This is a genomic window from Microbacterium resistens (genome assembly GCF_031456305.1).
In the GTDB taxonomy this organism is placed as follows: Bacteria; Actinomycetota; Actinomycetes; order Actinomycetales; family Microbacteriaceae; genus Microbacterium; species Microbacterium resistens_A.
Genome location: NZ_JAVDUM010000008.1, coordinates 158,953 through 170,801, shown reverse-complemented (window position 1 = coordinate 170,801; position 11,849 = coordinate 158,953). Strand labels below are relative to the sequence as shown.

Sequence of the window (11,849 nt, the reverse complement as noted above, 5' to 3'; positions counted from 1 at the left end):
CGGGGTCGCCTTCTCGCGCGCTCGCGCCGGCCCGGTGGTTGTTTGGCTGGGGGGGGTGCCGGGTTGAGTGCCTGGCTCCTTCTGCTACGTTCCCCCCCCCCCCCCCCCCCCCTACGAGGATCATCACCGATTCGCGGCGCGGACGCGAGTGACGACCAGGCGTAGAACAGGCCACCTTGCGGCTTGGACGGCGTCTCCCTCAGGAATACCGTGCTTGAGCGCAGATCGGCGGACGATCACGCGGCGTGCGACCATGCCGCCAACGCGGCACGGATCGCCTCGGATCTGTTCAGATGCTCCCGGTCGGCGCGCTCCATCACTGCAGCAAGCTCGGCCGCTGTGAGCCTGACCGGAACGACCTGGGCTGCTTCGTCGCCTCGAGCAGGACGCCCCCCGGTACGGCGTAGCAGCTCCTCGACGCCGTACCCAGCCTCAGCCTCAGCCACCCACTCATCGACCTGCGCCTCAGAGATCTCCTGACCCCGCATTTTCCTACTCATATATCAAGCGTAATACGAAAAATCGTCAGAGAGAAGATTACTCTCGAACGGTCCCTATCCCGCGGCGTCGCCACCCTCCGGCAGGAGCAGTCCCGTGCGTTCCGCGACGCCTGCGAGCCGTCGATCGAAGGTGGCGAGGCGTCCGTCGTAGCGCTCGGCGGTGGCGAGGACGCAGGCGTCCGGCATCTTGAGTCCCCGTTCCGCGCGGAGACGGGCGAGCGCGAGAGCCTCTTCGGGCCCGAGGTCTGCGACTTCGACACCGATCGCGCGCAGGTCACGCCAGACGCGATCCTCACGCCCGCGCTTCGCGGGCCCAACGAGAACCTCGGCGAGGGTGAGCGGATGCACGAGGTACGGCGGCTTCTCCCTCTCGAGGATCGCCACCGCCGCATCGTGGTGGGCGTCACCGGCATCGAGGAGACCGATCAGGACTCCGGCGTCAAGAACGATCACTCAGGCCACCCGCCACGGACCTCTTCGAGATAGCCGGCGCCGTAGGAGTCGGAATGTGCGCCGGCGAGCGCGCGGATGCGGGCATTGCGCCGCTCCTCGGCATACGCATCGCTCTCTTCGATGGCCTTGGCGCCTTCTTCGAGAAGACGCAGGATCAGAGCGCTCTCGCGGCCCTCTTCCGGCCAGCGGGCACGTGCGACATCGAGAGCATGCACAACCTGAGGAGTGTGCGTGATGTGCGTACGCGGATTCGTCGTCGGCATACCCAAAAGTGTAACACCGCAGACTTGGTGCTGCACCGGGTATCAACCGCTCCGCGGGCTCCCGGGCACCGGCGCCGCCGCCGTCGCCGTGTCGTCACGGAGACTCAGCGCGTCGTCACGGAGACGGCGACCTCGACGGAGTAGTCCTGCTCGCTCTGACCGAGCACGCTCTGGCGCACCTCCGTGCCGCGCAGTTCGATCCGCCGTTCGGCGACGGCATCGAAGAGCGCGACGACGGCCGGGTGCATCGCTCCATCCGGGAGCATCTCCCCCGCCGCCGGGGTCCACGTCGAGACCAGCTCGGTGCGTGCGGGGAGAGTCCCGGCGAACGCCTGCGGGCCGCACTCCGCACTGTCGAGCTCGGTGAGAGTGGGCCAGCAGCAGACGATCTCGATCGTTCCTCGATCTCCCGCCCGAAGCGTCGTCCAGAACCGCCCGCTCGGGCCGAGGCCCGACGCCCGCAATCGCTCGAACAGCTCGCCGAACACGGCATCGGCGTCCTCATCGGACAGCGAGTCGACATCGTCGGCGGCCACCGGGATCACCTGTCCGATGAACGGCTGCTCCGCCATCTCGCGCATCTCCACCGGGACCGGCACCGACAACGCGCGAACCGTCTCCGTCGCGGCGGCGAACGCCCGATCCTCATCGACGCGAGCAGCGAGGATCCGCCGACGATGCTCCGTCAGTGCAGCGCCCACCTCAGCGTCCATCCCGGCGCCCGCCCCGCCCGCTCCGCCTGCGGTGACCGCCGCTGCAACCGCCGGGAGCGGGACCCCTGCGTCACGAAGCACGCGCACGAGCACGCCGGCACGGACCTGGCCCTCTCCGTATCGCCGATACCCCGACAGGTCATCGACCTCGGCCGGCACCAGCACGGCCTTCTCGTCATAGTGGCGGAGCGCCTTCACGCTCAGCCCCGTCAGGCCCGCGAACTCACCGATCTGCAGCATGTGTCCAGCATCGCGGCTCCCCCTACCGGAGGGTCAATCGCCGCCGCTCACGCCGGTGCGGGAAGCGGCAGCGTACGGCCGAGCAACTGCCCCGGCCATCCCGCCACGTCGAAGACGGAGATCCGCTCATAGCCGCAGGACTCGTAGAACCGGATGAGCGCCCCGGACCCGCCGCCGTAGCAGTCCACCCGCAGACGATCGACCCCGAGCGCGCGGGCCCGGTCGTCCGCGACCCCCATCAGGTGACGGCCGATCCCCCGTGCTCGCGGCTCCCGGGAGGCGATCAGCAGGCGCACGTAGGCCTCGGGTCCGCTCGCCGGCGGCACGTAGTCCATCGCCTCGCCGAGCACGAGGACCCCGCAGACGCCGAGCCCGGGGTGCTCCGCGACCCAGGCCTCCGGCAGCGCGCAGAGCTCCGTCACCTGGTCGATCCGCCGCTGCTGCGTCGACCACGGCTCCGCCCCCCACTGCCCCTCGTTCCCGATGCTCACGAACCAGGCGATGACCTCGTCGAACAGGGCCAGGATGGCGGGCACGTCCTCGTCACCGGCTCGGCGGATCAACAGCTCGGCGCTCGGCAGCTCGGTGCTCGACGGCTCGGCGCTGGTCGGCATCGGGCCTCCTTCGTGGTCGGAGTCGGGTCCTGCCGATCCTTTCACGCTCCGCCGCCGACGCGAGGCGGTGTTATCGTCGTTCGCATGAGGTCACCCGAATCGGACAGGGCAGGGCTGCCGGCACGCCGGTAGCCCGAGATGCACCAGACCCGCCGTCAGTGACCCATCGCGCCGCTTTTCCGCCGCGCCGTCGCTGATCCTCGCGCATCCGAGCACCGGTCGTGCCGAACGTTCCCGTTCGTCGCACCCTTCTCGGAAGCAGCCGTCATGCCCGTCCTCCTGTATCTCCTCGCCCTCGCCGTCTTCGCCCAAGGAACCTCGGAGTTCGTCCTCGCCGGGCTCCTGCCCGGAATCGCCCATGACCTCGGGACATCCCTCGCCGAAGCCGGCCTCCTCACCTCGGGGTTCGCCCTCGGCATGGTCATCGGAGCGCCCGCGATGGCCGCCGCCGGTCGCCGCCTCCCTCCGCGCTGGACGCTGACCGGGTTCCTCGCGCTGTTCATCCTCGCGCACGTGGTGGGAGCCGTCGCCGGAGACTTCGGCGTCCTCCTCGCCAGCCGCCTGCTGGCCGCGTTCGCGAACGCCGGGTTCCTCGCGGTCGCGCTCTCGACCATCGCCGCCCTCGTCCCGGCGGCGCGCCTCTCCCGGGCGCTGTCGATCGTGCTCGGCGGCATCACCCTCGCGTTGATCGCCGGCGTCCCCGCCGGAGCGCTGATCGGCGACCTCCTCGGCTGGCGATCGACGCTCTGGGCCATCTCGCTGCTCTGCGTCCCGGCGCTCCTCGCCATCGTCCTCGCCGTGCCATCGGGACGGATGGACGCGGATGTCTCCGCCGAGGATGCGGCCGGGCCGGTCGCCCTCCGGCACGAGCTCTCCGCCCTCCGCACCCGGCCGGTGCCGACGAGCGTCGTCCTCGCGGTGCTGGTGAACGCGGCGACGTTCTGCACGTTCACCTATCTGGCACCCGTCGCGATCGAGGGAGCGGGGGTCGCGCCGGGCGCCGTGCCGCTGCTGCTGGCGCTCTTCGGCGTCGGCGCGTTCCTCGGTGTGACGATCGCCGGCCGCATCGGGGACCGGCGCGGCCGGGGTCTGATCTCGCTGACCGCTCCCCTGCTGATGCTGGGCTGGGCGATGCTCGCCGCGTCAGCCTCCGTCCCCTGGCTCCTCTGGGCGCTCACGCCGTTCCTCGGAGCTCTCTCCTTCGCCCTGGGGAGCACGCTGGTCGCGCGGGTCGTCGCCGCGGCGACCCCCGTCGCCCCGACGATGGCGGGTTCCTTCGCCACGGCCGCCCTCAACCTCGGAGCCGTCATCGGCCCCGTCGCGGGCGGCGCGGTCATCGGAGTCCTCGGCGTCACCGGCCCCGTGATGATCAGCGCGGGGCTCGCCGCCCTGGCGCTCGCCTGCTGGTGGCTGCTGCCCGGAGGACGATCGGATGGCGGCGGGGTGTGAGCGGACGTCACCCCGTCATGGCGCTCCGGCGCCGCGCTCCTCTCCTACGCACTGCTCTGCACGTCCTCTGCATGACTCTGCACGGCTATGCACGGTCGATGGCGGCGGTCGCGGCCGCTCTGGCCTCGTCCGCCGTGGACGCGGCGAGCGCGGCGCCGGCCGCCCGTCGGCAGTCCTGGGCCGTCAGCCCGGCGAGGGCTGTCGCGACCCGGCCGAGGGAACGCGACGTCATCGACAGGCTGGTGGCGCCGAGCCCGATCAGCACCGGGGCGAGCGCGGGGTCTCCCCCGGCCTCGCCGCACACGCCGACGGGGCGCCCCGCGGCCGTGCCCGCGGCCCCCACCATCCCGATCAGTCGGAGGACCGCCGGCTGCCAGGGGTCGTTGAGGTCGCCGAGCTCGCTGAGCATCCGGTCCGCCGCCATCGTGTACTGGGCGAGGTCGTTAGTGCCGAGGCTCACGAAGTCGACGACCTCGAAGAGCTCCGCGGCGAGCAGCGCCGCGGACGGCGTCTCGATCATGATCCCGGCCCGCGCCAGGCCGGCGGCACGGCAACGGTCGGCGAAATCGCGCGCCTCCTCGACCGTGGCGACCATCGGCGCCATCACCTCGACCTGCGCGGATTCCGCGCGGGCGGCGAGCGCCAGCGCCCGCAGCTGGTCATCGAGGAGAGCGGGGTCACGCCGTGCGATGCGCAGGCCCCGCACCCCGAGTGCGGGGTTCTGCTCGTGGTCCGGATTGGCGAAGGGCAGCGGCTTGTCGGAGCCGGCGTCGAGCGTGCGCACCACGACCTTCCGCCCCGCGAACGGCGCAAGGACCCCGCGATATGCGGCGACCTGCTCCTCCACGGTCGGAGCGTCCGTCCGGTCGAGGAAGCAGAACTCGGTCCGGAACAGCCCAATGCCCTCCGCCCCTGCATCCGCGGCGGTTACGGCGTCGGCGGCGCCCCCGACGTTCGCGAGCAGCGGGACGGCGACGCCGTCGGCGAGGATCCCCCTCCCGTCAAAGGCGGCGTCGGCCGTCACAGTGGCGGCGCGGATGCTCGCCTCCGCCGGATCCGTCTCGACGACCCCGCGGTCACCGTCGACGAGGACCGTCATGCCGTCGGGGATCCCCGTCGCCCCGACGACGCCCACCACGGCGGGGAGCCCCAGGGAGCGCGCGATGATCGCGGTGTGCGAGGTCGGCCCGCCCTGCTCCGTCACGAGCGCTACGCAGCGGCTGCCCTCGAGCGCCGCGGTGTCCGCCGGGGACAGGTCGACGGCGACGAGGACGAAGGGCGACTCCCGCTCGGGGATGCCGGGCATGTCGAGGCCGAGGAGCTCGGCGACGATCCGGTCGCGCACGTCGCGGACATCCGCCGCGCGCTCCGCCATCCGTCCGCCGAGGGCGCTCAGTCCGCTCTCCTGCGCACCGGCCGCGTCCCAGACGGCACGCGCCGCGCTCGCCCCGTCGTCCTCGACGCGCCTCACCGCATCCGCGATGAGCTCGGGGTCCGCGGCGAGCAGCCGTGCCGCGCTCAGGATCGCGGCGGCCTCGCCCGTCGCCGCGGCGGAGCGCTCGCCCAGCCGCGTCGCCACCGCCGCAGCGGCGCGAGCGATGCTCTTCGCCTCGGCGTCCCGTGCGGCGGGCGCGATCGAGACCTCCGCCGGCGGCTCGGGCACGGACGGCGCGAGATGCACGACGCCGGCCGCTCCTCGCCCGGCGCTGACCCCGCGCCCCCGCAGGACGACGCCCGACGCCACCGGGACGATGGGAGCCACAGGGACGGCGGGAACCGTCCGCGCGGGGTCGGTCGCCTCCTCGACGGGTACGCCACCGACGCTCTCCTGCGATGCCGACGGATCGGCGGCATCCGTTCCCTCCCCGAAGCCGTCGTCGAACAGAGCGGCGAGCCTGTCCAGCGCCGCGTCCCCCTCGGCTCCGGCGGCGCGCAGCTCGATCTCGGTGCCCTGCCTCGCGCCGAGCGTCAGCAGGCGCATGAGGCTCGCCGCTGCCGCCTCCGGCCCGTCGGGGAGGACACGGAGCCGCACGTCGGCCCCGGTCGCCGCCTCGGCGATGAGGGCCGCCGGTCGTGCATGGATGCCGAGCGGATTCCGCACCGTGACGTGTCGCGTGCGCGCAGTCCCGTCCCCCGCCGCCGACGCGGCCGGCGGGGCGAGGGCGGACCCAACCGGCGTAGCAGGCACAGCGGGCACAACGGTCACAGCGGGCGCAGCAGGCTCGCCGAGCTGCTCGGCTTTCGCGCTCAGCGCTCCGGATGCCTCCTCCGCGACCACGTCGAGGGTTCCCCCCGCTGCGGCGGAGACGACCGCGGCGAGCAGTCCCTCCACGAAAGGCGCCGCGGCGAGCCGCACCGGCACCGTGCTCGACCGCAGCTCCAGCGCCAGCTCGGCGCTGAGCACGGCCGAGCCGAGATCCATCAGCACGAGCACGCCGTCGCAGTCCGCCGCGAGCTCGTCGATCGCGCCCGCCACGGCCATCGCATCGGTCCCCAGGACCGGCGCGCCGTCGGCGTCCGTCCCCGCGCCCGCGGCCACCCGCACGAACCCTGCACCGCCGCGAACCATCTGCAGGGCGAGCTCCAGGGCCGCCTCCCCGAGCCTGGCGCTGTGGGAGACGGCGACGACCCCGATCATCAGGCCCTTCCGGAGATCGCCGTCGCCAGCGTGTCGAACAGGAGAGCCGTCGAGGCCGCGCCCGGATCGAGGTGACCCGCGCTGCGCTCGCCGAGGTAGCTCGCACGTCCCTTCCTGGCGACGAGCGGCTCCGTGGCGTCACGCCCCGCCTCTGCGGCGTCGGATGCCGCCCTGGCGGCGTCCGACAGACTCGCACCGCCCGCGACCGCGACGTCGAACGCATCGACGGCCGGAGCCATCGCGTCGTACATCGTCTTGTCGCCCGGCTCCGCCTTCCCCCGGGCGACGATCCCGTCAACGCCGGCACGCAGCGAGGTGCCAAGGCCTGCGGCATCGAGCTCGGCCACCGGTCCCGTCGTCATCCCCATGCGCAGGAAGAACGTGCCGTAGAGGGGGCCGCTCGCGCCGCCGACCGAGCTGACCAGCGTCATGCCGACCGTCTTCAGCAGCTCGTCGGCGGTCGCGGGCTCCGCCTCGTCGAGCTTCGCGGCCACCGCGTCCATGCCGCGCGCCATGTTCGCCCCGTGGTCGGCGTCGCCGATCGCGGAGTCGAGCTCGGTGAGCCAGTCGCGCTTCTCGGCCACCGCATCGCGGAAGAGCCGGATCCAGGTGCGGAGGGTTCCCGTGTCGATCGTGTCGGTCATCGCCATCCCCTCTCAGGCGCCCCAGCGGAGGCCAGGCGTGCTCACCGGCGCGTCCCAGAGCCGGAGGAGCTCGTCATCGGCCTTCAGGACCGTCACCGAGCAGCCGGCCATGTCGAGGGAGGTGATGTAGTTGCCGACCAGGTTGCGCGCGATCTGCACACCCGCCTTCTCCAGGAGCGTCGCCACCTCCCCGTACATCAGATAGAGCTCGATGAGGGGCGAGGCGCCCATGCCGTTGAGCATGACGATCGCGGGACCTGTGGCGTCGAGGTCCGCGAGGATCGGATCGACCAGCTGCTGGGCGATCTCCCTGGCGGGTGCGAGCGGCACGCGATGACGGCCGGGCTCGCCGTGGATCCCGATGCCGATCTCCATCTCGTCATCGGGGAGGTCGAAGGTCGGCTTGCCCGCCGCCGGCACCGTGCAGCTCGTGAGCGCCATGCCCATCGAGCGCCCCTGGCCGTTGACCCGCTGGGCGAGCTCGACGACGGCGGCGAGGTCGCGTCCCTCCTCGGCCGCCGCGCCGACGATCTTCTCCAGCAGCACGGTGAGGCCGACCCCGCGACGCCCGGCCGTGTAGAGCGAGTCCTGCACGGCGACGTCGTCGTCCACCACCACGGTGCCGACCTCGATCCCGTCCATCTCCGCGAGCTCGGCGGCCATCTCGAAGTTCAGCACGTCCCCCGTGTAGTTCTTCACGATGTGCAGCACTCCGGCGCCGCGGTCGACGGCCTTCGTGGCGACCTGGACCCGATCCGGCGTCGGCGAGGTGAACACCTCACCGGCGACCGCGGCGTCCAGCATCCCGAATCCGACGAAACCGCCGTGCAGCGGCTCATGACCGGAGCCGCCGCCGGAGAGCACCGCGACCTTGCCCTGGTCCTTCGGCGTCGCACGGGTGATGACGTGGTTCCCGAGGTCGACCGCGAGCTCGGGATGAGCCAGGCTCAGCCCCCGCAACGACTCGACGAGCACGTCTTCCGGTGCGTTGATGAGCTTCTTCATCCTGAGATCTCCTTCGATCGAATGGGGGAAAAATTCGTCAATGTCGAATATTCTCTGACCTAGTCTGCTTGTCAAGCATGATCCCGCCAGGGACGGCGGAGGCGGAGCCCACGGGAGGAGAGGCGCATGATCCAGGCCATCGATCGCGCCGCGAAGGTGCTCGCCCTCCTGCAGGGCGCACGGCGCCTCGGCATCAGCGATCTGGCCGCCGCACTGGATCTCCCTCCGTCCACGGTCCACGGCATCGTCAAGTCCCTGCGCGAGCACGGCTTCGTCGCCAAGGAGCGCGGCGGACAGCGCTATGTGCTGGGCCCGACCCTTCTGAAGCTCAGCAACGTGTACCTGGACACCCTGGACGTGCGGGCGCGCGCCATGCGCTGGACCCAGGATCTCTCGCGGCGCACCGGCCTGTCGGTGCGCCTCGGCGTCGCGCACTTCGACGAGGTGCTGGTGATCCATCACACCCTGCGCAAGGGGGACGGGCAGCAGATGCCGGAGACCGGCCTCGCGATCCCGGCCCATGCCTCGGCGATGGGCAAGGTGCTCCTCGCGTACGACCTCGGCTTCCAGCAGGCCGTCTTCGCCGCGCCGCTGCGGAGCCTCACCGGCGACACCGTCGTCGACGTCGCGCGGATCACGCTGGAGCTCCCGGCCATCGCGGACCGGGGCAGCGCCGTCGAACAGGACGAGGCGGTGATCGGCGAGTCCTCCGTCGCCGCGCCCGTCGCCGATGCCGAGGGAGACATCGTCGCCGCCGTCGCCGTGGTGCTCCCCACCACCCAGGCCCCGGTCTCGGATGCCGTGCTCGACGCGCTGAGGGAAGCCGCCCTCGGCATCTCCCACGACCTGGGCGCGACATCCTGGCCGCCGCGGCTGGCTCCCCCCGAGGACTGACGCCCCCGGCCTCGAATCGCGCCCTCCCGTCCCCGATGCCCCCGGATGGCGCACACTGGGAGGGAGGCGAGGAGGTCTCCATGACCGAGCAGGACGGCTCATCGGTCCAGGTCAGGATCGACACCGGGATCGTGGCCGGAGTGGAGGACCGCGGATGCGTCCGCTTCCGCGGCATCCCCTTCGCCGCGCCGCCGTTCGGCCAGGACAGGTTCCGCCATCCCCGCCCGCCGGAGCCCTGGGAGGGGGTGCGAGACGCATCGGCCTCAGGTCCGGGCGTCCCGCAGCCGAGCCTCCCGGATGATCCGTGGGACGGCTACTTCAATCCGCAGCGTCAGGGCGAGGACTGCCTGACCCTCGACGTCTGGACGCCGGATGCCGCCACCGCGGGGCTGCCGGTGATGGTCTGGATCCACGGTGGCGGCTTCATGACCGGGACGGGCTCGGCACCGGCGCACGACGGGTTCACCTTCGCCCGCGACGGCATCGTGCACGTCGGGATCAACTACCGTCTCGGCATCGACGGCTTCACGTATCTGGGCGAGGGGACGGACAACCTCGGGCTCCGCGACCAGGTCGCCGCCCTCGAATGGGTGCAGCGGAACATCGCCCGCTTCGGCGGCGACCCCTCGCGCGTGACCGTGTTCGGACAGTCCGCCGGTGCGCTCAGCGTGATGGACCTGCTCGCGATGCCATCGGCGCGGGGACTGTTCGCTCGCGCGATCGCGCAGAGCGGATCCCCCCTCGGCCCCGTCGCCGCGGAGGACGCACTGTCGGTGACCGCACGGATCGCGGAGCGCCTCGGCGTCGCCGCGACCAGGGACGCCTTCGCCGAGGTTCCGGTCGCGCGCACGGTCGCCGAGGTCCTGCCGATGACGATGGAGTTCGCGGATCCCCGCCGTTGGGGCTCCCGCTCCTTCATGGTGTCGCCGTATCGCGCCGTGTACGGGACGCCCTCGCTGCCCGAGGCGCCCATGGCAGTCGCCCCCTCATCCTCCGTGCCGCTGCTGACCGGGACCGTGCGCAATGAGACCACCGGCTTCCTACAGGCACTGGGCAGCGTGGACAGCATGAACTGGCTGGTCGGGCGGAGCATCCTGTCCTCGCTCGGCGTCGACGGCGGGATCCGACGGGCCTACCGGGGCACCAGGGATCCGCATCGCACGATCGACCTCGTGGAGGCGGCCTGGACGGACTGGGCCTTCCGCGCGCCCACCGTCCACCTCGTCGAGCGGCGCACCGCGCCGTCCTTCCTGTACGAGTTCCGTTGGGAGAGCCCGGCCTTCCCTCCCGGCCTCGGCGCGAACCACGCCATGGAGGTGCCGTTCGTCCGCGACGACCTGGCCACCGCGCGGGCGATCGGTCCCGCCGGCGAGCTCATGTACCGGGGCGCCCCCGAGGGGCTCGCCTCGCGCATGCATCGCGCGTGGGTGGACTTCGCCGTCACCGGCGACCCCGGCTGGCCCGCATACGAGACGTCCGAACGCCAGACCATGGTCTTCGACACCGAGAGCGCAGTCGAGAGCGATCCGTCGGGCCCGGAGCGGGTGGCCTGGGGCGCACGACGACAGTAACCGGCCTTCCGCTCGACATGAACCCCTCTCGTCCCTCGACCTGACCTCGTCCCTCAACTTGACCTTGACCCTCGACTCGACCTTGACCCTCGATTTGACCTTGACACCGTGACAAGGTTTCAGATGGAGGACGGAGGTGGTCGACATGACCGGCACGGACAGAAACACGGACACGGACAGAAACACGGACACAGACGCGGGCAGGGCGGCGGAGACGCGGAGGGCGGCGCTGATGGCGGCGCTGAGCGCGCCGTCGGCATCGGCTCGGCTGCAGGCGGCGCTGACCGCGGGGACGGGGCCTGCGCCCGAGGACGTCGAGGTGCTGATCGCGCGGAGCGCGGTCGAGCCCGATTTCTTCGTGCGGGACATGCTGACCTGGGCCCTCGTCCGGCATGACGCCTCTCGCACCGTCCGGCCGTTGATGGCCGAGCTCGCCTCGGAGACCCCGCAGGCGCGGAGCCAGTCCCTGCACACGCTCTCCAAGATCGGGGACGGACGCGCCTGGCCGGCGATCACCACAGACCTCCTCCAGGACACCGACGACGAGGTCGCCCGCGCCGCCTGGCGGGCGGCCGCAGCGCTCGTCCCGGAGGGGCACGAGGCGGCTCTCGCCGAGACGCTCTCGACCCAGTTCGCCCGCGGAGACCGCGAGGTGCAGCGGAGCCTCAGCCGCGCCCTGGCCGCCATCGGGGACGAGGCCGCGAGCGTCGTCGCACGGGCGCAGGAGTCCGCGGACCCCGATGTCCGTGCCCACGCGATCGCCACCGCACGCCTCCTGCACGACCCGGACGAGGACTTCGACGCCGCGATCGCCGAGGCCCGGCGAACGGTCGCCCTGCGCGATGCGCCGGCCGCCGAGAGGTAG

The 11,849-nt window shown here is 72.1% G+C and carries 12 protein-coding genes and 1 pseudogene; 4 read left to right on the top strand and 9 right to left on the bottom strand.

Annotated elements, in window-relative coordinates:
* Nucleotides 1–236: 236 nt before the first annotated feature.
* From J2Y69_RS10505 to J2Y69_RS10485, 5 genes are all read right to left on the bottom strand, one after another.
* Complete coding sequence (locus J2Y69_RS10505; protein ID WP_310020365.1) at nt 237–500, bottom strand: ribbon-helix-helix protein, CopG family; 264 nt, start codon at nt 498–500, stop codon at nt 237–239.
* A 54-nt stretch (nt 501–554) separates the two neighbouring features.
* Nucleotides 555–953: a type II toxin-antitoxin system VapC family toxin gene (locus tag J2Y69_RS10500; RefSeq protein WP_310020363.1), complete on the bottom strand. Its 399-nt coding sequence runs from the start codon at nt 951–953 to the stop codon at nt 555–557.
* Entirely contained in the window at nt 950–1,216 is a 267-nt protein-coding gene (locus tag J2Y69_RS10495) for a hypothetical protein (protein WP_310020361.1), read from the bottom strand. Before J2Y69_RS10495 ends, J2Y69_RS10500 begins: the two co-directional genes overlap by 4 nt.
* Before the next feature lie 104 nt (nt 1,217–1,320).
* The gene (locus J2Y69_RS10490; protein ID WP_310020359.1) at nt 1,321–2,169 is read right to left on the bottom strand and encodes a MerR family DNA-binding transcriptional regulator; all 849 of its coding nucleotides are present in this window, start codon (nt 2,167–2,169) and stop codon (nt 1,321–1,323) included.
* Between the two features lie 47 nt (nt 2,170–2,216).
* Nucleotides 2,217–2,783 carry a GNAT family N-acetyltransferase gene (locus tag J2Y69_RS10485; protein WP_310020356.1) on the bottom strand — a complete coding sequence of 189 codons (567 nt, stop codon included), beginning with the start codon at nt 2,781–2,783 and terminating at the stop codon, nt 2,217–2,219.
* 267 nt (nt 2,784–3,050) lie between these two features.
* On the opposite strand from J2Y69_RS10485, the gene J2Y69_RS10480 reads away from it, so the two are divergent.
* Complete coding sequence (locus J2Y69_RS10480) at nt 3,051–4,232, top strand: Cmx/CmrA family chloramphenicol efflux MFS transporter (protein WP_310020354.1); 1,182 nt, start codon at nt 3,051–3,053, stop codon at nt 4,230–4,232.
* An 85-nt stretch (nt 4,233–4,317) separates the two neighbouring features.
* On the opposite strand, the gene ptsP is transcribed toward J2Y69_RS10480, so the two are convergent.
* The 4 genes and pseudogenes from ptsP to dhaK all read right to left on the bottom strand — a co-directional run bounded on the left by ptsP (nt 4,318) and on the right by dhaK (nt 8,519).
* A complete protein-coding gene (gene ptsP, locus J2Y69_RS18075) occupies nt 4,318–5,976 on the bottom strand; it encodes a phosphoenolpyruvate--protein phosphotransferase (RefSeq protein WP_396653082.1) in 1,659 nt (552 codons plus the stop codon).
* 144 nt (nt 5,977–6,120) lie between these two features.
* A pseudogene (locus J2Y69_RS18070) lies at nt 6,121–6,870 on the bottom strand (HPr family phosphocarrier protein); the annotation flags it as partial.
* A complete protein-coding gene (gene dhaL / locus J2Y69_RS10470) occupies nt 6,870–7,514 on the bottom strand; it encodes a dihydroxyacetone kinase subunit DhaL (RefSeq protein WP_310020351.1) in 645 nt (214 codons plus the stop codon). The pseudogene J2Y69_RS18070 and the gene dhaL, both read right to left, overlap by 1 nt.
* Before the next feature lie 12 nt (nt 7,515–7,526).
* On the bottom strand, nt 7,527–8,519 hold the full coding sequence (gene dhaK, locus J2Y69_RS10465; protein WP_310020349.1) for a dihydroxyacetone kinase subunit DhaK: 993 nt from the start codon (nt 8,517–8,519) through the stop codon (nt 7,527–7,529).
* A 126-nt stretch (nt 8,520–8,645) separates the two neighbouring features.
* Between dhaK and J2Y69_RS10460 the strand changes: the two genes are divergently transcribed.
* The 3 genes from J2Y69_RS10460 to J2Y69_RS10450 all read left to right on the top strand — a co-directional run bounded on the left by J2Y69_RS10460 (nt 8,646) and on the right by J2Y69_RS10450 (nt 11,849).
* Entirely contained in the window at nt 8,646–9,413 is a 768-nt protein-coding gene (locus J2Y69_RS10460) for an IclR family transcriptional regulator (RefSeq protein WP_310020347.1), read from the top strand.
* Nucleotides 9,414–9,493: 80 nt separating this feature from the next.
* Nucleotides 9,494–10,984, top strand: coding sequence for a carboxylesterase/lipase family protein (locus tag J2Y69_RS10455; RefSeq protein ID WP_310020345.1), 1,491 nt, complete (start codon nt 9,494–9,496; stop codon nt 10,982–10,984).
* A 232-nt stretch (nt 10,985–11,216) separates the two neighbouring features.
* Nucleotides 11,217–11,849, top strand: a complete 633-nt coding sequence (locus J2Y69_RS10450) for a HEAT repeat domain-containing protein (protein ID WP_310020342.1) — start codon at nt 11,217–11,219, stop codon at nt 11,847–11,849.